The organism is Arthrobacter sp. NQ4, assembly GCF_029077345.1.
GTDB lineage: Bacteria > Actinomycetota > Actinomycetes > Actinomycetales > Micrococcaceae > Arthrobacter.
In genome coordinates, this window is the sequence record NZ_JARETC010000002.1 from 194,725 (window position 1) to 215,304 (window position 20,580).

At 66.8% G+C, this 20,580-nt stretch carries 17 protein-coding genes; 10 read left to right on the plus strand and 7 right to left on the minus strand.

Annotation, left to right across the window (positions count from 1 at the left end; genetic code table 11):
• The first annotated feature begins 15 nt into the window (after positions 1-15).
• From PUN51_RS04700 to PUN51_RS04720, 5 genes are all read left to right on the plus strand, one after another.
• Positions 16-801, plus strand: a complete 786-nt coding sequence (locus tag PUN51_RS04700; protein WP_159632023.1) for an ABC transporter ATP-binding protein — start codon at positions 16-18, stop codon at positions 799-801.
• A gap of 20 nt (positions 802-821) precedes the next feature.
• Entirely contained in the window at positions 822-1,607 is a 786-nt protein-coding gene (locus PUN51_RS04705; protein ID WP_224026066.1) for a sulfite exporter TauE/SafE family protein, read from the plus strand.
• Positions 1,608-1,614: 7 nt separating this feature from the next.
• Positions 1,615-2,424: a TrmH family RNA methyltransferase gene (locus PUN51_RS04710; RefSeq protein WP_275180098.1), complete on the plus strand. Its 810-nt coding sequence runs from the start codon at positions 1,615-1,617 to the stop codon at positions 2,422-2,424.
• Between the two features lie 175 nt (positions 2,425-2,599).
• Positions 2,600-2,857, plus strand: a complete 258-nt coding sequence (locus PUN51_RS04715; RefSeq protein ID WP_018771158.1) for a type B 50S ribosomal protein L31 — start codon at positions 2,600-2,602, stop codon at positions 2,855-2,857.
• Between the two features lie 97 nt (positions 2,858-2,954).
• Positions 2,955-4,052, plus strand: coding sequence for a lipoate--protein ligase family protein (locus tag PUN51_RS04720; RefSeq protein ID WP_275180099.1), 1,098 nt, complete (start codon positions 2,955-2,957; stop codon positions 4,050-4,052).
• A 90-nt stretch (positions 4,053-4,142) separates the two neighbouring features.
• On the opposite strand, the gene pepN is transcribed toward PUN51_RS04720, so the two are convergent.
• Both pepN and PUN51_RS04730 read right to left on the minus strand, forming a co-directional pair.
• A complete protein-coding gene (pepN, locus tag PUN51_RS04725) occupies positions 4,143-6,830 on the minus strand; it encodes an aminopeptidase N (RefSeq protein WP_275180100.1) in 2,688 nt (895 codons plus the stop codon).
• 33 nt (positions 6,831-6,863) lie between these two features.
• Positions 6,864-7,922, minus strand: a complete 1,059-nt coding sequence (locus tag PUN51_RS04730; RefSeq protein WP_275180101.1) for a YeiH family protein — start codon at positions 7,920-7,922, stop codon at positions 6,864-6,866.
• 113 nt (positions 7,923-8,035) lie between these two features.
• On the opposite strand from PUN51_RS04730, the gene PUN51_RS04735 reads away from it, so the two are divergent.
• The 3 genes from PUN51_RS04735 (at position 8,036) to PUN51_RS04745 (ending at position 11,442) form a co-directional block, all read left to right on the plus strand.
• Positions 8,036-9,592, plus strand: coding sequence for a circularly permuted type 2 ATP-grasp protein (locus PUN51_RS04735; protein WP_275180102.1), 1,557 nt, complete (start codon positions 8,036-8,038; stop codon positions 9,590-9,592).
• Positions 9,593-9,667: 75 nt separating this feature from the next.
• Entirely contained in the window at positions 9,668-10,594 is a 927-nt protein-coding gene (locus PUN51_RS04740; RefSeq protein WP_141160461.1) for an alpha-E domain-containing protein, read from the plus strand.
• Positions 10,591-11,442 (plus strand): transglutaminase family protein, encoded by an 852-nt coding sequence (locus PUN51_RS04745; RefSeq protein WP_159632016.1) that lies wholly within the window; start codon positions 10,591-10,593, stop codon positions 11,440-11,442. Before PUN51_RS04740 ends, PUN51_RS04745 begins: the two co-directional genes overlap by 4 nt.
• 46 nt (positions 11,443-11,488) lie before the next feature.
• On the opposite strand, the gene PUN51_RS04750 is transcribed toward PUN51_RS04745, so the two are convergent.
• The 3 genes from PUN51_RS04750 to glgC form a co-directional block, all read right to left on the minus strand.
• Complete coding sequence (locus tag PUN51_RS04750; RefSeq protein ID WP_275180103.1) at positions 11,489-11,956, minus strand: pyridoxamine 5'-phosphate oxidase family protein; 468 nt, start codon at positions 11,954-11,956, stop codon at positions 11,489-11,491.
• An 18-nt stretch (positions 11,957-11,974) separates the two neighbouring features.
• Positions 11,975-13,426 (minus strand): SDR family NAD(P)-dependent oxidoreductase, encoded by a 1,452-nt coding sequence (locus PUN51_RS04755; protein ID WP_159632015.1) that lies wholly within the window; start codon positions 13,424-13,426, stop codon positions 11,975-11,977.
• 89 nt (positions 13,427-13,515) lie between these two features.
• Positions 13,516-14,925 carry a glucose-1-phosphate adenylyltransferase gene (gene glgC / locus PUN51_RS04760; protein WP_159632014.1) on the minus strand — a complete coding sequence of 470 codons (1,410 nt, stop codon included), beginning with the start codon at positions 14,923-14,925 and terminating at the stop codon, positions 13,516-13,518.
• Between the two features lie 102 nt (positions 14,926-15,027).
• Between glgC and glgA the strand changes: the two genes are divergently transcribed.
• The gene (glgA, locus tag PUN51_RS04765; RefSeq protein ID WP_275180104.1) at positions 15,028-16,233 is read left to right on the plus strand and encodes a glycogen synthase; all 1,206 of its coding nucleotides are present in this window, start codon (positions 15,028-15,030) and stop codon (positions 16,231-16,233) included.
• A gap of 91 nt (positions 16,234-16,324) precedes the next feature.
• Here the strand turns inward: glgA and PUN51_RS04770 are convergent, their stop codons facing one another.
• Entirely contained in the window at positions 16,325-18,436 is a 2,112-nt protein-coding gene (locus tag PUN51_RS04770) for an acyl-CoA dehydrogenase family protein (protein WP_275180105.1), read from the minus strand.
• Position 18,437: 1 nt separating this feature from the next.
• Complete coding sequence (locus tag PUN51_RS04775; RefSeq protein ID WP_224026075.1) at positions 18,438-19,166, minus strand: TetR/AcrR family transcriptional regulator; 729 nt, start codon at positions 19,164-19,166, stop codon at positions 18,438-18,440.
• A 61-nt stretch (positions 19,167-19,227) separates the two neighbouring features.
• Between PUN51_RS04775 and PUN51_RS04780 the strand changes: the two genes are divergently transcribed.
• Positions 19,228-20,580 (plus strand): acetyl-CoA C-acetyltransferase, encoded by a 1,353-nt coding sequence (locus PUN51_RS04780; protein ID WP_275180106.1) that lies wholly within the window; start codon positions 19,228-19,230, stop codon positions 20,578-20,580.

Below are 20,580 nucleotides of genomic sequence, written 5' to 3' on the forward strand. Positions count from 1 at the left end.
CTAGTGTCTACTCCTATGAGTGATGTTCTGGAACTGGACTCCGTCAGCGTTGTCCGTGGTAAGAAGACCCTGCTGGACAAGGTTGACTGGCAGGTCAACGAGGGCGAACGCTGGGTCATCCTGGGACCCAACGGGGCCGGCAAGACCACCCTTCTCCAGATCGCGGCGGCACGCCTCCACCCCAGCAGCGGCACCGCCGGCATCCTCGACGAAGTCCTGGGCCGTGTTGACGTCTTCGAACTCCGGCCCCGCATCGGCCTTTCCTCGGCAGCCCTTGCCACCCAGATTCCGGAGCACGAGAACGTCCTCAACGTCGTGGTCACGGCCGCCTATGGCGTCACGGGCCGTTGGCGGGAGGGCTACGAGCGCGACGACGAACGGCGCGCCTTCCGGCTCCTGAACGACTGGGGCATGGGTCCGCTGCTGAACAGGACGTTCGCCACCCTCTCCGAGGGGGAGCGCAAACGGGTCCAGATCGCCCGCGCGCTCATGACGGACCCCGAACTGCTGCTCCTGGATGAGCCCGGTGCCGGGCTGGACCTGGGCGGCCGCGAGGAACTGGTCCACAAGCTGGGCGAGCTGGCCCGGGACGAATCGGCCCCAGCCATGGTCCTGGTCACGCACCACCTTGAAGAAGTCCCGCCGGGCTTCACCCATGCCATGCTGCTGCGCGACGGCGGCGTGGTGGCCGCCGGCCCCATCACCGAGGTCCTGACCGAAGAGCACCTGAGCACCACCTTCGGGCTTCCTCTGGATGTCTCCGAGAACGCGGGACGCTACACCGCCACAGCACGCCGCTAGACGGGGCCTGCGCTACTACCTTGGAACTCTTCAGCAGCATCATTGTGTTCATCGCCGGCCTGTGGGCCGGAACCATCAACGCGGTGGTGGGCTCCGGCACGCTTGTGACCTTTCCGGTGCTCATCGCCCTGGGCGTTGCACCCGTCACCGCCTCCATGAGCAATGCCATGGGCCTGGTCTTCGGAACGGGCGCCGGGGCCTTCGGCTACCGCCGAGAGCTGGCCGGCCGGGGACGGCAGGTGCTCCGCCTCCTTCCCGCCTCGGTCCTGGGCGGCGTCACCGGCGCCTGGCTCCTGCTGCACCTGCCGGAGAAGGTCTTCCACTACGTCGCCCCGGTCCTCCTGGTCCTGGCACTGCTGATGGTGGTGTTCCAGCCTCGGCTCCAGGACTGGGTGCGCAACCGCGAGGCCAACCCCGAACACGCCGTCCGGGACAAACGCCACGGCGTCCTCCTGGTGGTCCTGGTCTACCTGGCCGGTGTCTACGGGGGTTACTTCGTCGCGGCACAGGGAATCCTGCTGGTCGGCATCCTGGGCGTGTTCCTTACCGGCACCATCCAGAACGCCAACGCCATGAAGAACATCCTGGTCCTCGGCGTGAACATGGTGGCCGCCATCTCCTACCTCCTGTTCGCGTTCGACCGGATCAACTGGCTGGTGGTGCTGCTGATCGCCATCAGCTCCACCATCGGCGGCCTCCTGGGCTCGAAGGTAGGCCGGAAGCTCTCGCCCCGCGTCCTGCGCGCTGTGATCTTCAGCCTGGGCATCGTGGCCCTCGGCGTGATGATCGCCAACCTGCTGAAATAATCACCCGGTGACCTTCCACTACCTCGAATCGGCCGATGACCCGCGCGTCAGCGATTACACCACCCTGACCGACGTGCACCTGCGCAAGCTCCGTGAACCCGCCGAGGGCATGTACATCGCCGAGTCCTCGCGCGTCCTGCGCCGGGCCCTTGCAGCCGGGCACCGGCCCCGGTCATTCTTCCTCGCCGAGAAGTGGATGGCGGACCTCGACGACGTCTTCCAGGCGTACCCGGACGTTCCGGCGTTCATCGGTTCGGCTGCCCTGCTGGAGGAAATCACCGGGTTCCACCTGCACCGCGGGGCCATGGCGGCCATGCAGCGCCCGGCTCCGGTGCCGCTGCCCGACCTCCTCGCCGGGGCGCGCCGCGTGGCTGTGCTGGAAGACATCGTGGACCACACCAACGTGGGCGCAATTTTCCGCTCCGCAGCGGCGCTGGACATCGACGCGGTGCTGGTCTCGCCACGCTGTGGCGACCCGCTGTACCGCCGCAGCGTGCGCGTCAGCATGGGCACCGTGTTCCAGGTTCCCTGGGCCCGCCTGCAGGACTGGCCCGGGGACCTCCGGGTGCTCAAGGACCACGACTTCACCGTCGCGGCCCTGGAACTGACACCGGATGCAGAGGATGTCGACGCCGTCGCCTCCCGCAACGTGGACAAGCTCGCCCTGGTGCTTGGCACCGAGGGTGCCGGCATGAGCCCGGAGACGCTCGCCGCCGTCGACCTTGCCGTCAAAATCCCCATGCGCAACGGGGTGGATTCACTGAACGTTGCTGCTGCCTCGGCCGTCGCCTTCTGGGAGTTGCGCGCACGGGACTGACCTGCGGCGCCACCACCTGCCGCCAGGGGCGCCGGTTCGTCAGCCCCTGGCGGATCGGCTATGATTGATAGCTGGTTGTCCTGCTTTTTCAGCTTCGGCTGATGCGACAGACCGCAGCCATCCCATTCATACCTGGCAGCTGGCAAAATCCAGTTGCGCGAACAAAGGTCCCATTATGAAGTCTGATACCCACCCGAAGTACGAAGCTGTTGTCTTCAACGACCTGGCCTCCGGCACAAAGTTCCTGACCCGCTCCACCGTGTCTTCCAACAAGACCATCGAGTGGGAAGACGGCAACACCTACCCGGTCATCGACGTCGAAATCTCTTCCGAGTCCCACCCGTTCTACACGGGCAAGCAGCGCATCATGGACTCTGCAGGCCGCGTCGAGCGCTTCAACGCTCGCTTCAAGGGCTTCGGCGGCAAGAAGTAATTCCTTCGCCAAGCTTGTTTGCAGAAGGCCCGCACCGGAAACGGTGCGGGCCTTCTGCGTTAACCGCGCACCTGCTTTCTGGGGCAGGATGGAAAGCATGAGCGAGTCCGGATTTCCTGCCAATAACGCCGACAGCAACCAGCGCCTGCACGGGGAGTACAAGGTTCCCGGCGGCAAGCTGGTGGTGGTGGACCTGGCGGTGGTGGACGGCGCACTGGCGGACGTCTCCGTCAGCGGCGACTTCTTCCTGGAGCCGGACGAGGCCCTGGAGGACATCAACCGTGCGCTGACCGGGCTTCCGGACATCACACCTGCCGCAGACCTCGCAGCCGCCGTCACAGCCGCCCTGCCGGCCGGAGCCGTGCTGTTCGGCTTCTCCGCGGATGCCGTTGCCGTGACGGTCCGGCGTGCCCTGGCCAAGGCGACCTCCTGGGGAGACCACGAGTGGAACGTCATCGCGCCCACCGTGCTTCCCACGGAAATCAACGTTGCCCTCGACGAGGTGCTCACCGAGGCCGTGGGCTCGGGGGCGCGGACGCCCACCCTGCGGTTCTGGGACTGGCAGGAACCGTCGGTCGTCATCGGCAGCTTCCAGTCGGTGCAGAACGAGGTGGATCCCGAGGGCGTGGCCAGGCACGGCATCAATGTGGTCCGCCGGATCAGCGGCGGGGGAGCGATGTTCATGGAGGCCGGCAACTGCATTACCTACTCGCTCTACCTGCCCCAAACCCTGGTGGACGGACTGAGCTTCGCCGACTCCTACCCGTTCCTTGACGCCTGGGTCATGGCCGCGCTGGAAAAGATCGGCATCAACGCCTTCTACATCCCGCTGAACGACATCGCCACGGACCAGGGAAAGATCGGCGGCGCCGCGCAGAAGCGCCTCGCCAACGGCGGCATGCTGCACCACGTCACCATGAGCTACGACATCGACGCCGACAAGATGGTGGAGGTCCTCCGGATCGGCAAGGAGAAACTGTCCGACAAGGGCACCCGCAGCGCCAAGAAGCGGGTGGATCCGCTGCGCCGCCAGACCGGCCTGGCCCGCACGGCCATCATCGAGGCGATGATCGAGGTCTTCAGCGAGCGTTACGGGGCCACACCATCAACGCTCGCGGGACATGAGCTGGCAGCCGCCGAGGACAAGGTGGCGGCCAAGTTCGGCACCCCGGAATGGCTCCACCGCGTCCCCTAGCTCCATCCACTGCTGAGCAGCTGCCGTTTTGGTGCCTCAAAACGGCAGTTACTCAGCAACCGATGAGTGGGCCCACGCCGGCAGGGTACCCTAGCCGAGTGCAGCGAGGTTAGGGGGCCGGTGGGGAACGACGGCGGCCTGCGCCGTGAGTGCGCGCAGGAGGTGGCTGCGCTGCTCCACGATGATCCGGCGCAGTGCGTGCGGGGCGTCCGGGTTGGCGTCCAGCCAGGCATCCGTCCGCCGGACGACGGGGTGGTCTTTGGGCTCCCCGCCGTCCGGGAGGTCCTGGGCTGCCGGGTAGAAGCCCCGGACAATCCGGCTGGCGATCTCGATACTCCGCGCGTCCCACACAGCGCGCAGGCAGTCGAAGTAGGGCTCCACGTAGGGTTCCAGCAGCGCCGGCGGCGCGGTAGTGAAGCCGCTGATGGTGGCGGTCAGAAGCTGGTTGGACAGCCCGGTCCCGTGGACGGCCGCATCCCAGGCGGCAACCTTGACGTCGCGGTCGGGACGGGACGCCATGGCTGTTGCATGCCCCGCCCGGCCGGAGGCGGTGGTGTCCCGGGCAAGCTCGGCGTCGAGCTCGGCTGCGGACGCTTGGCCATTGGCTGCCAAGGCATGCCAGAGGTGCCAGCGGAGCTCGGCGTCCACCGCCAGCCCCTCGACGGCGTACGCTCCGTCCAGCAGGCCACGGAGCCGGGGGAGCAGGGCACCGTCCTGCCTGCTAAGTGTGCCGAGGGTGCGGGCCCAGGCGAGCTGCTGGTCCGAACCCGGGGCGGCCCGGTCCAGTTCTGCGGCGGCAGCTGCCAGGAAGGACGCGCGCACCCTCCCGCGGGTGGCGGCGGGTGTGTACCGTTCGACGGCGGTGGTGGCGTTGTCGAGGACGTTCAGGAGTACGCCGATGCCCGTCTCAGTCGCGGCGAAGGCCATCACGGCGTCCACGTACATGGACGCGGGGCTTTCGCCGTCCCGCGCCGAGTTCCACAGCGCCGTCCAGCACAGGGCCCGGGCCATAGGATCGGTGATGCGGTCCAGCGATGCACGTACGGCAGCCTCGGACACCGGATCCAGCCGCACTTTGGCGTAGGTCAGATCGTCATCGTTGACCAGTAGGAGCGCGGGCCGCGGCTGGCCGGCAAGCTGGGGGAGCTCAGTCCGGGCACCGGTCACGTCGGTTTCGATGGTTCCGGTCTGCACCAGGGCCCCGCCGGCGTCGAAGTCGTAGGAACCGACGCGGAGGCGGTGCGGACGCAGCTCTTCCCGTCCGGTGACCGGGTCCACCGCCTCCTGGACGAGCGCCACCTGTCCCAGCACGCTGGCGTCGCCCGTTGCTGCTCCCGCCACGGCCGGGTCCTTGGACGAACCGTCCACGGCAGAAATATCCAGGGACAGCATCGAGATGCCGGACGTCTGCAGCCACTGCCGGGCCCAGCCGGACAGGTCACGGCCCGAGGCCGCATTCAGTGCCGCCAGGAGGTCGGCCAGCGACGTGTTCCCATAGGCGTGCTTCCGGAAGTACTCCCGGGATCCTGCGATGAACGAATCAAACCCCACGTAGGCCACCAGCTGCTTGAGGACCGAGGCGCCCTTGGCGTAGGTGATGCCGTCGAAGTTCTGCTTGGCCGCTTCAAGGTCGGGGATGTCAGCCACGATGGGATGGGTGGTGGGGAGCTGGTCCTGCACGTAGGCCCAGGCCTTGCGTTTGTTGGCGAAGTTGACCCAGGCGGTATCCCAGTCCGTTGCCCGGTCCACGCCGAGGGTTCCCATGTAATCGGCGAAGGACTCCTTGAGCCAGAGGTCGTCCCACCACTGCATGGTCACCAGGTCGCCGAACCACATGTGCGCCATCTCGTGCATCAGGGTGTTGGCGCGCGCCTGGTACTGCGCGTCCGTGGCGCGGGAGGTGAACACGTAGCTCTCGGTGAACGTCACCAGCCCCGGGTTCTCCATGGCGCCCAGGTTGTACTCGGGCACGAACGCCTGGTCGTACTTGCCCCACGGGTAGGGGTAGTCGAAGAGGCGGTTAAAGAAGTCCAGGCCCTTCTTGGTGAGGGCAAAGAGCTCTTCCGTGTCGAAGGAGCCTGCCATCGAGGCGCGGCAGTAGAGGGCCAGCGGGACGTCCAGCTGAGTGCCGTCGTCGAGCATTGCCTGCCACCGGTCCTCAGCCCTGAAGTAGGGCCCTGCCAGGATGCTGGTGATGTAGGTGGACATCGGCAGGGTGGTGGCAAAGTCCCAGCAGGCAGTGGCAGGATCGCTGGTCAGCAGGGTACGGCTCACCTCTGCGCCGTTCGAGGCCACCTTCCATTCCGCCGGAGCCATCACGTGGAAGGTGTAGGTTGCCTTCAGGTCGGGCTGTTCGAAGTTGGCGAAGACCCGGCGCGCGTCAGCTGGCTCGTACTGGGTGTACAGGTAGGTCTGGCCGTCGGCAGGGTCCACGAACCGGTGCATGCCCTCGCCGGAGCGGCTATACAGCGCCGTACCGGTCACGGCCACCTGGTTTTCGACCCCGAGGTTGTCCAGCCTGATCCGCGCGCCGTCCACCACGTCCCCCACGGGCAGGCTCTTGCCGTTGAGGATCACGCTGTGGACGCTGCCGCCGATGAAGTCCAGGAAGGTGCTGGAGCCGGGTTCTGCGGTGAAGGTGATGACACTGCGGCTGGTGTAGCCGGGAACCGCCGGATCTGCTGCCTGCCGCACATCGAGCGAGACGTCGTAGCTGGTGGTGCTGATCAGGGCTGAACGTTCGGAGGCTTCGCTGCGCTGCAGATTCTCATGTGACACCCGGCTATCTAATCACGCGGCCGGTGCGTCCGCTCAGCCCGCGATCAGGAAGGCGGCCGCCAGGCCCAGCACGGCAATCAGGAGCCAGGATGCCAGCGCCGCCAGGAGCGCCTGCCCACCTGTATGGAGCAGTGTTCTGATCCTGACGGCCGAGCCCAGCCCGAACAGGGCAGCCCCCAGGAGGATGTCCTGCAGCGTGGCGCCGGTATCCAGCCAGGCCGGGGCCAGCCAGCCGGTGGAGCGCAGGGCCACCATGGCCACGAAGCCCAGCACGAACAGGGGCACCACGGGCGGCATTTTGGACGTGGTGCCGTTGGCGGCGCCCGGGGCGCGCGCTCCGTTCCTGTGGTGCGCGCCGGCTGCGGCAACAACGGGCGCCAGCAGCAGCACCCGGGTGAGCTTGACGACGACGGCGATCGCCAGGGCAGCGGTCCCGGCGGTTTGCGCCGTGGCCACCACCTGGCCCACGTCGTGCACGGACGCGCCGGTCCAGGCACCGAACACCGTGGCCGTGAGGCCCAGGGGGTGCGCGAGGAGGGGCAGGACGCCGATGGCGAGCGTTCCGCAGAGCGTTACCAAGGCCACCGGCAGGACAGTTTCGGCGTGCCGGATGCGGCGGACGGCGGCCATGGCGCCGATGGCCGACGCGCCGCAGATGGAGAACCCTGTGGCCACCAGGAGCGAGGTCACCGGCGGGAGGCGGAACAGCCGCGAGATTGCATAGGTACCGCCGAAGCTGGCCGCGACGACGCCCACGATCAGGACCAGGGCCGGCCACCCGAGGTTGAGGACATCCATGACGCTGACTTTCAGGCCCAGCAGCACGATCCCGCCGCGCATCAGATGCTTGCCCGCGAAGTCGAGTCCTGCACGGGCCCGGCCCCCGGTCCAGCTGCCGGCGCCGGGCAGGTTGGCAGTCAGGACGCCCAGCACCACGGCCATGGTCATCGCAGGCAATGCCGGCAGGAGCCCGTGCACCAGGAAGGCCCCTGCCACGGCGGCCGCCGCCGTCAACAGGCCCGGAACCAACCGCGCCACATGGGCCCGGAAACTGCCGTGGCCCGGCACGGGGAGGCTTCTGCTGCTTGGCACTCACCTACTGTGCCCGAAGAGGCCAGTAAAGTACGAACCGGGCTGCCGGCGACAACACGCCAGAATGGATGGCAGTAATGAACTCGAAACAAAAAGATGGTTGGCTATTGGACATGTCAGACCTATTCCAGGATTACTCCGAGGCCGCGGGCCGCACCGGAGCCTACGACGAGATGTTTGCCCCCGGGCAACAGGCCAGGGACTCGTACGGGCAGGTGGCGGAGGCGCTCCGGAAGCTCTCCCTGGCGGATGTGAGCGCACGCGCCGACTCCATGGCCCGCACCTTCCTGGACCGCGGGGTGACGTTCGACTACGCGGGCGAGGAACGGCCCTTCCCCCTCGACATCGTGCCCCGTGTCATCCCGGCAGCTGAGTGGGATGTCCTGGAACGCGGCGTGGCGCAGCGCGTCCGCGCCCTGGAAGCGTTCCTGAACGACGTCTACGACAAGATGACCGTGGTCTCCGACGGCGTGATTCCCCGCCAGCTCGTGACCACCAGCGCCCATTTCCACCGGCAGGTCCACGGCTTTGAACCCGCCGGCGGGGTGCGGGTCCACATCTCCGGCATCGACGTCGTCCGCGACGCCGCCGGCACCTTCCGGGTCCTGGAGGACAACGTCCGCGTCCCCTCCGGCGTCAGCTACGTGCTGGAGAACAGGCGCGCCATGGCGAAGGGCCTGCCTGAGGCATTCGGCCAGCAGCTCATCCGGCCCGTGGAAGAGTACCCCCGGCGGCTGCTCTCGGCCCTGCGCAAAACCGCGCCTGCCGGCGTGGACGATCCCACCGTCGTCGTCCTGACCCCCGGCGTGTTCAACAGCGCCTACTTCGAGCACACCCTGCTGGCCGGCCTCATGGGCGTGGAACTGGTGGAGGGCCGCGACCTCATCTGCCGTGGAAACCGCGTGTACATGCGCACGACGGCCGGCGAGCAGCGCGTGGACGTCATCTACAAGCGGATCGACGACGACTTCCTGGACCCGCTGCAGTTCCGGTCCGACTCGATGCTTGGCTGCCCCGGGCTGGTCAACGCCGCCCGAGCCGGCGGTGTCACCATCGCCAACGCGGTGGGCAATGGCGTGGCAGACGACAAACTGGTTTACAGTTACGTGCCTGACCTGATCCGCTACTACCTCAGCGAGGAGCCCATTATCGCCAACGTGGACACCTTCCGCCTCGAGGAGAAGGAGGCCCGGGAGTACACCCTGGACAACCTGGCGGAACTGGTGGTCAAGCCGGTGGACGGCTCCGGCGGCAAGGGCCTGGTCATCGGCCCGGATGCCTCCAGGGACGAGTTGGATGCCCTCCGCCAGCGGATCATCTCCGATGCCCGCGGCTGGATCGCCCAGCCGGTGCTGCAGCTCTCCACGGTTCCCACGCTGGGTGGTGACAAGTTCGGTCCGCGCCACGTGGACCTGCGGCCCTTCGCCGTGAACGACGGCGACGACGTCTGGGTGCTTCCAGGCGGCCTGACCCGCGTTGCGCTGAAGGAAGGGTCCCTGATTGTGAACTCCAGCCAGGGCGGCGGATCCAAGGACACCTGGGTCCTTGCCGACTCACCCCAGATGCCGGTGGAGACCGTTCCGCGCCAGTCCGTCACGGTCAGGGAACGTGTCTCGGTGTGGCCGGTGGAAAGCAACTGGCGCGACCGCCAGTCGGAGCAGCAGCAGTGAGCCCGGCACGTGAAGACGTCGCCGCCGTCGCACCTTTCTTTGACAACGTTCCGGGCGCGCAGGAGGTAGCCGCGAATGCTTAGCCGTATTGCCGAGTCCCTTTTTTGGATCGGCCGCTATGTGGAGCGGGCGGACGGTACCGCCCGCATTTTGGATGTCCACCTGGAACGCCTGAACCACCTCCCCATGGAGGAGCGGAAGAGCGTGGCGCAGGAACTCCTGGCGGTCATGGGCGCCAAGCCGCAGAGCGAGGATTTCGGGCTTCCGGAACTGCTTCACGCCCTGGCCTATGACAAGACCAGCGCCACGTCCATCGCCGGTTCCCTGGGTGCCGCCCGTGAGAACGCCCGCCGTGCCCGCGAGACTGTGTCCTCCGGGCTGTGGGAAAGCCTGAACACCACCTACTACGGGCTGAGCCAGCACCGCAAGGACGTGGTGGGCACCTACCGGTTTTGCAACTGGACCCTGGAGCGCACCGCCATGGTCAGCGGCCTTGCCGACACCACCGTGAGCCATGACGAGAGCTGGCTCTTCCTGGTCCTGGGCCGCTCGCTGGAACGTGCCGACATGACGGCCCGGATGCTCTCCACCAGGGACGTCCTCTCCGCAGGCATGTCCTGGGTGAACATGCTCCGGTGCGCCGGCGCGTATGAATCCTTCCTCCGCACCCGCCGCGCTGCGTTCGGAGACCAGCACGCTGCAGAGTTCCTGCTCCTGGACCGGCTGTTCCCGCGGTCCATCGTCTATGCCCTGCGGGACGCGGATGAGTGCCTGGCCAAACTCGACCCGTCCGCCCAGCGCGTGGGTTTCATCAACGATGCCCGCCGCATCGTGGGCCAGGCCCGGACCTTCCTCGAGTTCCACCGCACGGATGACCTCATGTCCGAACTGCCGGAGCACATGGAGCGGGTGCAGAAGGCGGTGTCCCAGGCCTCGGACGCCATTTCCCGTAAGTACTTCAATCAGGCGGACGAACTTGCCTGGGTGGGAGAAGTGTCATGACCCGGTTGAGCATCGTCCACAGGACGGCCTACAAGTACAACAAGCGGGTAACGCTGTCCTACAATGAGGCACGGATGACCCCGCTGACGGATTCACAGCAGGTGGTCCTGGAGTCCGTGGTGAAGGTCTCCCCATCGCAGGCAGCAGTGAGCACCTACCGCGACTACTGGGGGACAAGGGTCACGGCCTTTGACATGCAGATGCCGCACGAAAACCTTGAGGTGGTCTCCAACATCACCGTCGAGGTGCACCGGGCGGAGAAGATCCCCGCGGAGGCAGACATCGTGGGCTGGGATGAACTGGCATCGCCGGAGACGCTTGACGCGTTCAGCGACTGGTTGCCGCAGTCCCGGCTGAGCGGTCCGGGCGACGAGGTACTGGGCATCATCCCCGGCGTCGTGGCAGGGAAGAATCCGCATGAGGCTGCCATGGCGGTCTTCGCCTGGATGCGCGGGGAGATGACCTACATGTCCGGGTCCACTGCCGTCACCACCAACGCGGAGGAAGCCTGGGGCCAGCGCAAGGGGGTGTGCCAGGACCTGGCGCACCTGGCCATCGGTGCACTGCGCAGCTGCGGCATTCCGGCGCGCTATGTCTCCGGCTACCTGCACCCGCGCTCCAGCGCCGGAATCGGCGAGACCGTGGCCGGGCAGTCGCACGCGTGGCTTGAATGGTGGGACGGGGACTGGCGCAGCTGGGACCCCACCAACCACAAACCCGCCGGTGACTTCCATGTCACGGTGGCCAGGGGCCGCGACTACCGGGATGTGCCCCCGCTGAAGGGCATCCTGTCCGGCGGCGGCGGCTCCGCCCTGAAAGTCAGCGTGGAGATCACCCAGCTCGCCTGACGCGCCGGGTTCCCCGGCCTCCGTGGCCGGGGAACCCGCCGTCGGCCTATTCCTGGGACGCTTTGGCGGAGCCGCTGATCTGGGTCCACCAGGTCATGGGGTCCGTGACCTTGAAGCGGCGGCCCGTGACGCTGTCCGGGGTGATGCGCACGAACGCATCCTTCCGTCCTGCCTGCCAGGGGAAGAGGTACAGCCGGGAAGTCTCCAGCACTTCCTCAGTGCTCTTGACCAGGGCAGCGGTGCCCTTGATGACCACGCTCCACGCCAGGCCCGTGCCAGGGTCGACGCCGTCCGCCTCCACCGCCACGGGGGCGTCGCCGGAGGCCGCCGATAGCTTGGTTCCCTGGCTGGTGCGGAAGACCAGCGTGCCGCCGTCCACGGTGAAGTTCACCGGGAAGATGTCCGGCCGGCCGTCAACGAGGACCGCCAGCCTGCCCACGGACACCGTCCGTAGCAACGCCCAGCATTCGTGGTGTTCGAGATTCTGCACTTGGGTGGATGACTCGTTGCTCATGCCGTGAGCATACCCGCATCACCAGGGGCTGGGCTTGTAATCCTTCAGGAAGACGCCGTACTGGTCCTCGCCCTTTTCACCCATGACGATCGGATCGTAGACCCGCGCCGCACCGTCCACCAGGTCGAGGGGCGCGTGGAAGCCTTCCTCCATGAGCCGGACCTTGGTGAAGTGCGGGCGCTCGTCCGTGATCCAGCCGGTATCCACCGCCGTCATCAGGATGCCGTCCGTGTCCAGCATCTCCTGGGCGCTGGTGCGGGTCATCATGTTCAGCGCCGCCTTGGCCATGTTGGTGTGCGGGTGGCCGGGGCCCTTGTAGGCGCGGGAGAACTGTCCCTCCATGGCGGAGACGTTCACGATGTACTTGCGCCGCGCCGTGGACCGCTTCATGGCGCCCCGGAGCCGGCTGACCAGCAGGAAGGGGGCGGTGACGTTGCAGAGCTGCACCTCGAGCATCTCCAGGGGATCCACTTCGTCCAGCACCTGCGTCCAGCTGTTGATCGTGGCAAGGTCCGGGACCAGGCCACCCGCGTCAATCGCGGTTCCGGAGGCGATGCGCTCCAGCGACGCAGACCCGGTGGACAGCGCCAGAGAGGTGATCGCATCGCCGGCCAGGACCGGGTGTTCGGTGACGCTGCCGGCAAGGGCCAAGGGGTGCTTGTCATGGGCATGGCCAAACGTCAGGAGCTCAGGGCCGCCGTTGGCCTGCTCCAGGGCCGCCGGAAGCGGCTCGTCCTCTGCGTCCACCAGCGGCTTGTAGGCGTTGCCGGACCGGCGCACGGTCTGGGCCGCGTTGTTGATGATGATGTCCAGCGGGCCGGCCTGGTCGAGTGAGTCGGTCAGGGCCATGACCTGGGCGGGATCACGCAGGTCGATCCCCACGATGCGGAGCCGGTGCAGCCAGTCCCCGCTGTCTTCCATCGCCGCGAAGCGCCGGGCAGCGTCCTTGGGGAAGCGGGTGGTGATGGTGGTGTGGGCTCCGTCGCGCAGCAGCCGGAGTGCGATGTACATCCCGATCTTGGCCCGCCCTCCGGTCAGCAGGGCCCGGCGGCCGGTGAGGTCGGTCCGGGCGTCACGCTTGCTGTGGCTGAAGGCCGCGCATTCCGGGCACAGCTGGTGATAGAAGGCATCCACCTGGGTGTAGTGCTGCTTGCAGATGTAGCAGGGGCGGGACCGGAGGAGGTGTCCGGCGATCTTTCCGGTGGCGGACGGTGCCAGCTTGTTGCCGCGGGTCTCGTCATCGATCCGGTCAGGGGCGGCGGTGGCGGTCTGGGCAATCACTGCGCGGTCAGCCTCGGCGATGGAATCACGCTTCGTTACCCTGCGGTGGCGCTTGACGGCCTTGAACATCTTCCCCGTGGCGCGGCGCACCGCGACATAGTCCGGGTGCTCCTCGTCGTAGGCATGGATGGTGTTCAGGACCTTGAGGCAGGCCTGGATGTCCTCAGGGGTCAGATCGGGGGAGCTCATTGGGAAAATTTTACAGCGTACGCCGCAGGCCGGGGCACCATGGGTGGCGCCCCGGCCTGCGGGTGGTGTGGGGTATGGCTACCTGCGGATCACCGCAGCCGGGCGGCCGGTGCGGCCTCAGCCGCGGCGGCGGCATGCGTGCCGGCCACCTTGTCCGCAGCCTCGCGGACGCCGGCGTACTGCTCCGCAGCAGCCTTGATGGCGTTCGGCAGGACGCTCAGGTGGCTGGCGGCGAGCTTGCGTTCCTCCTCGCCCGGTTCCGGGACTTCCTGGCCCTTGGCCAGGACGGTGATGCCGGACTCGGTGACCTTGAACCCGCGCGCCCTGTCCAGGTCAGGGTCCAGGCCGATGGCCGCACCGGCAGGGACCTTGACGTTCTTGTCCAGGATGGCGCGGTTGATGACTGCCCCTTCACCCACCTGCACCTTGTCCATCAGGACAGAATCGATGACCCGGCCGCTCGTGGCGACGTAGACGTCGTTGGACAGGACCGAGCCCTCCACCACGCCGCCGGAGATCACCACGCCGTTGGCCACGATGGAGTCCAGCGCCGTGCCGACGGTGTTGTTCTTGCCGCGGACGAACTTGGCCGGCGGGGAAATGCTCTGCCGGGTGTAGATGGGCCACTCGGAGTTGTAGAGGTTGAAGACCGGCAGCGGGGAGATGAGGTCCATGTGGGCGTCGTAGAACGAGTCGATGGTGCCCACGTCGCGCCAATAGGTGCGGTCGCGCTCGGTGGAGCCCGGGATGTCGTTGAGCGTGAAGTCGTAGACGCCGGCCTCGCCCCTGTTGACGAAGTAGGGGATGATGTCCCCGCCCATGTCGTGCTTGGTGTCCAGGCGCTCGGCATCCACATGCAGCGCAGCAACCAACGCATCGGCGTCGAAGACATAATTGCCCATGGAGGCCAGGAACTGGGAGGGGTCGGCAGCGAGCCCGGGCGTGCTGGAGGGCTTTTCCACGAACGCGGCGATCTTCTGGGAGTCGTTCTGGTCCACTTCGATCACGCCGAACTGGTCGGCCATGTGCAGCGGCTGCCGGACGGCCGCCACGGTGGCCTTGGCGCCGCTCCGGACGTGCTGGTCCACCATCTGGGCGAAGTCCATGCGGTACACGTGGTCCGCGCCCACCACGACGACGATGTCGGGGTTGGCGTCATGGATCAGGTTCAGGGACTGGTAGATGGCGTTGGCGCTGCCCAGGAACCAGCTCTTGCCGACGCGCTGCTGTGCGGGGACGGAGGCGACGTAGTTGCCGAGCTGGGTGGACATCCGCCATGCTTCGGAAATATGCCGGTCGAGGCTATGGGATTTGTATTGGGTGAGGACCACAATCTGCAGGTAACGCGAATTCACCAGGTTGGAAATCGCAAAATCGATCAGGCGGTAACTGCCGGCGAAGGGCACGGCGGGCTTGGCCCGGTCTGCCGTCAGTGGCATCAGTCTGTTTCCCTCGCCACCTGCGAGGACAATGGCCAGGACTTTTTTGGTCAACGGCATAATGGTCGCTCCTGTACGCCTTCGTAACTCCCCAAGACAGTCCGGTAGGCCCGGACTCCTTCACACTAGAACAGTTATCCGTGAACGACTACCTTGGGTCTTGTGCGAATAGACATTGTGACTAAAGAGTTCCCGCCGGAGATCTACGGTGGCGCCGGGGTGCATGTAGCCGAATTGAGCAGGGTGCTTAGTAAGCACGTTGACCTGCAGGTTCGCGCTTTCGGTGCTCCCCGCGATGCTGACTACCACGGAGCAACCGTGACCTCCTACCAGGTTCCCGAGGATCTGGGCGGGGCCAATGCCGCGGTGCAGACCCTGGGTGTGGACCTGCGCATTGTGCCGGATGTCCAGGGCGCCGACCTGGTCCATTCGCATACCTGGTACGCCAACATGGCCGGCCACCTGGCCTCCCTGCTGCACGGAATTCCGCACGTTCTCAGTGCCCACAGCCTCGAGCCGCTGCGGCCCTGGAAGGCCGAGCAGCTGGGCGGCGGCTACGCCCTCTCCTCCTGGGTGGAGAAGACGGCATATGAAGCCGCGGCGGCGATCATCGCCGTGTCCGAGGGCATGCGCCAGGACATCCTGCGCAGCTACCCCAACGTTGACCCGGACAAGGTCCGCGTGGTCCACAACGGCATCGACGTAGAGCTGTGGCAGCGTGATGAAAACGACGACGCCGTCCGCGCCCTGGGCATCGACCCCGCCAAACCGAGCGTCGTCTTTGTGGGAAGAAACACACGCCAAAAGGGCGTTCCCTACCTCCTGCGGGCGGCAGCGAAACTTCCGGCTGACGTCCAGCTGGTCCTGTGCCTGGGCGCCGCGGACACCCCGGAACTGGCGGCCGAAACCGCCGCGCTCATTGAGGAACTGCAGAAGCAGCGCACGGGCGTGGTGCTGATTGAACGGATGCTGCCGCGCCACGAGCTGATCCAGGTCCTCAGCCACGCCACCGCCTTCGCCTGCCCCTCCATCTACGAGCCGCTCGGCATCGTCAACCTCGAAGCCATGGCCTGCGGCGCCGCGGTGGTGGCCAGTGCCACCGGCGGCATCCCCGAGGTGGTCCAGCACGGTGAAACCGGCCTGCTGGTGGATCTGGAACAGGTCACCGATGGTACGGGTACGCCCCTGGACCCGGAGAAGTTCGTCGCGGAGTTCGCAGCCGCCCTCACCGAAGTGGTGTCCGATCCCGCACGCGCCCGGGCTATGGGGCAGGCAGGCCGCGAGCGCGCCGAAAAGCACTTCTCGTGGGAATCGATCACCGAAACCACCCTCGAGGTGTACCGATCGGTGTTGCCTGCCGGAGCCTGAGCGTCCCGGCAGTAGAAACAACGACGGCGGCGCTCCCCCTGGTGGGGGAGCGCCGCCGTCGTTGTTTACCCGGTTGGTGGTTTCAGCCGGGTTAGGCCTTGCGGCCCGCCGTCCTGGCGATCAGGACTTTCTCGTCCACCGGCGCCTGACCGCTGGCCCGCTGGCTGCGGAAGTGCGCACGCGCCTCGTCCTGGCGGCTCTTTTCGGCGCCCGTGGCGATGGCCGCCCGGACGTGTTCCTCGCCGTACCCGAAGGCCTCCACCAGGTCCAGGGCGTGCGGGCGGATCTTCTCCAGCAACCTGTTGATGTAGCCGCCCACCGTGCGGGCCCGCTGCATGGAGAGGCGGCCGTTCATGAGGTACCAGGAAAGATTCTTCTCGATCAGGGACAGGCCGAAGAGGTCACGCAGCCAGGTAAGGACCGTCCTGGTTCCCGAATCTTCCACCTCCCGAAGGGCTTCCGTGAACGCCTCCCACTGCAGCAGTTCAGCGTGCGCCTGGGCGGCGTCGATGAGTTCATTCTGGTGTCGGTTGAACAGGGCCGCGCCCTTGTCCTGCGACAGGCGCTTGCTGCCCTTCAAAGCAGCACCGGCCTCAGCCACCATGGTCTGCACCCGGTCCGTGAGCAGGGCGCGCTGGCCTTCCTCGTCGCGGAGGGCGATTGCGGCCTTCTGGACCGACCCAGTGTCAGCCATGAACTGGGCCACCTGGCGCAGGCCGGTGCGGTGCACGGCGGCGCCCGCGGCCTGGTTCACCACATAACGGGCCAGCACTCCGAAGTCGACGTTCCGGAACTCCTTGGCGTAGTCGGCCAGCAGGCGCTTGGCCACCAACTGGAGCAGCACGGTGTTGTCTCCCTCGAAGGTGACGTACACGTCGAGGTCGGCGCGCAACGAGGCGAACCTGTTTTCGATCAGGAAGCCGGCACCGCCGCAGGCTTCGCGGCATTCCTGCAGGGTGTCCAGGGCGTGCCAGGTACTGAGGGGCTTCAGCGCTGCGGCCAGGGTTTCCAGGTCCTGGCGGTCTGCGTCAGTGTCGTGGGCGCCGGAGAAGACGTCGTCGAACTTCTGCAGCAGCTGCTCGTGCGCAAAGCTGGCCGCGTAGGTGGCGGCCAGGCGGGTGAACAGGCGCCGCTGGTGCCGCTGGTAGTCGAGCAGGACTTCTTCCTCGGTGTGCGAGGACGCGTTGAACTGGCGGCGTTCGGTGGCGTACTGGATGGCGGCTTTCAGTGCCACCTTGGAGGCGGCCACGGCTGCGCCGTCCAGCGACACGCGGCCCTGGACCAGGGTGCCCAGCATCGTGAAGAAGCGCCGGCCGGGGCTGGCGATGGGCGATGTGTAGGTTCCGTCTGCGTCGACGTTGCCGTACCGGTTCAGGAGGTTGGTCCGGGGGACGCGGACGTTGTCGAAGTGCAGCCGGCCGTTGTCGATGCCGTTCAGGCCGCCCTTGACGCCGTCGTCCTCCCCGCCGATGCCGGGCAGGAACTCCTTGGTCTCCGGATCCCGCAGGTCCACGTAGAAGGCGTGGACGCCGTGGTTGACACCGCGGGTGACCAGCTGGGCGAAGACAACGGCGCCGAGTCCGTCATTGGCCGCGTTGCCGATGTAGTCCTTCCAGGCGGCGCGGAACGGGGTGTGGATGATGAACTCTTCGGAGGCGGGCTCGTAGGTTGCAGTGGTGGCAATGCTTGCCACATCGGAGCCGTGGCCGGTCTCGGTCATGGCGAAGCAGCCGGGGATTTCCAGGCTCATGATTCCGGGCAACCACTTGGTGTGGTGTTCTGCGGTCCCCAGGTGCATCACGGCGGATCCGAAAAGTCCCCACTGGACCCCCGCCTTGATCTGCAGGGACGGGTCTGCCACCACCAGCTCCTCGAAGCCGGCGATGTTGCCGCCGTGGTCGTCGGAGCCGCCGAGCTCCGACGGGAAGGCGCGGTGCACGGCTTCATTGTCCACGAGGTACTTGAGTTGGCCGAAGACGCGGGCACGGTGTTCGGTGTGCGTCAGGCCTTCGATCTTGTGCAGTTCGGGCCTGGCGGCCAGATCCCGTGCCTGCAGCCGGACATCGGCCCACTTGCCCAGGAGTTGCCGGCCCAATGCCTCGACGTCGACGGCGGGCTCGGGGCTTTCGTCCAGGGGCTTGGCTGCAGGGGTTGCGGCGGGGCGGAGACCCTTGCGCGCGGGGCGGTCCACTACGTCAGTCATGTCACAGTCCTTCTTTGGCGGATAACTTGGTGGTCGGTGAAGCGGGGGTGAGTTCGGGGACGATGCCCACGCACAGCCATGCGGTGATCTGGCGGGCCATGGTCTCCTGGTCTGGTTTGGCAGGGGAGTCCGGGGTGCTTAGCCATTGTTCGCCGGCATTCCGGACCAGGCCGATTGCCGCCTTTGGCCAATAGCCGATGACGGTTTCCCTGACATCGCCGAGGTGTGACCGCATGGGGGTGGCGATCATGTCCGCGATGGCGTCGAAAAAGGGGCCTAGCGGTCCGCCGGGCGCAGCAGGGTGCGCGGGGGCGGCGGTATCACCTGGCGCGTAGCTGGTGACAAAGGTGTAGACGTTGGGGCTGGTATCGGCCATCTGGAGGTAGGCCGAAACCATGGCGAGCAGGCCCTCCCGGGGCGTGAGGGCGCTTTGGGCGGCCTCCTGGATGCGGTGCTGCATCTGGCTGAGCACCACCTCACCCACCGCCTGCTGCAGCCCTGCCTTGTCCCCGAAGTAACGGTAGAAGACCGACTTCGACGTTCCGGCCGCTGTGGCGATGTCCTCCATGGAAGCGTCGCTGCCCAGGACGTGCACCGCGCGGCGGGCCTGCTTGATAAGTTCCCTGCGCCGTTCCTCCCGGTGGCTCTGCCAGCGGGATGAACGCCCGTCGGAGCTCGCCGGCGTGGGCAGTTCGATGGTCAGGGGGGAGTGCGTGTCCTGAAGGTTCACGATACCCAGCGTATCAGGTACGCTGGGTATCGGTAACCACTTGTGACCAGAGGAGCCCTCCATGTCCACAGAAGGACAGTCCATCCCCGCAGGCGGATCAGCCACGCCTGCCGTGCCTTCAACCCGCAGGGCGGTGATCGTCGGCGGCAACAGGATCCCGTTCGCCCGGGCCGGGGGAGCGTACGCCAAATCCTCCAACCAGGACATGCTGACGGCGGCCCTCGATGGCCTGATCGCCCGCTTCGGCCTCCAGGACGAACGCATTGGCCAGGTGGCGGCGGGCGCGGTACTCAAGCACTCGCGTGACTTCAACCTCACCCGCGAAGCCGTTTTGGGATCGGCGCTCTCTGCCGAAACTCCCGTGTACGACCTCCAGCAGGCGTGCGCCACAGGCCTTGAAACCGTGGTTGGCCTGGCCAACAAGATCAAGCTTGGACAGATTGATTCCGCCATTGCCGGCGGCGTCGACTCCGCGTCCGATGCGCCCGTGGTGGTCAGCGAGGGGCTCCGCGAGGTCGTCCTGGACCTTCACCGGGCCAAAACCCTTCCCCAGCGACTCCAGATCCTCAGCCGGCTCCGACCCAAGGACCTGGCCCCTTTGGCCCCGGGCACAGGGGAGCCGCGGACCGGCCTGTCCATGGGCGAGCACCAGGCCCTGACCACTGCACAGTGGAAGATCTCCCGGGAAGCGCAGGACGAGCTGGCATTGAACAGCCACCACAACCTTGCTGCCGCCTACGACTCCGGGTTCTTCGACGACCTGATGACCCCCTACCGGGGACTGACGCGCGACGGGAACCTGCGGGCCGACACTTCACTGGAGAAACTCGCCTCGCTGAAGCCGGTCTTCGGCCGCAACCTTGGCGCAGACGCCACCATGACAGCGGGGAACTCCACTCCTCTGACCGACGGTGCTTCCACGGTGCTGCTGGCCTCCGACGAATGGGCTGATGCGCGCGACCTGCCCAAGCTGGCAGCCGTGGTGGACGCCGAAGCTGCCGCGGTTGATTTTGTCCACGGCAAGGACGGGCTTCTCATGGCTCCCGTGTTCGCCGTGCCCAGGCTCCTCGCCCGGCAAAACCTGACGCTGGCCGACTTCGATTACTTCGAGATCCATGAAGCATTTGCCGCCACCGTCCTCAGTACCCTTGCAGCATGGGAGGACGACGAGTTCGGACGCACCCGCCTCGGCCTTGAGGGTGCGTTGGGCAGCATCGACCGTTCCCGCCTCAACGTCAACGGGTCTTCGCTGGCAGCAGGCCACCCCTTTGCTGCCACCGGTGGCCGCATCGTAGGCACCCTGGCCAAGATGCTCCACGCCAAGGCTGCTTCCACGGGGCGGCCGGCGCGGGGCCTGGTGTCCGTATGCGCGGCCGGCGGCCAGGGCGTCGTCGCGATCCTGGAATCCCTGTAG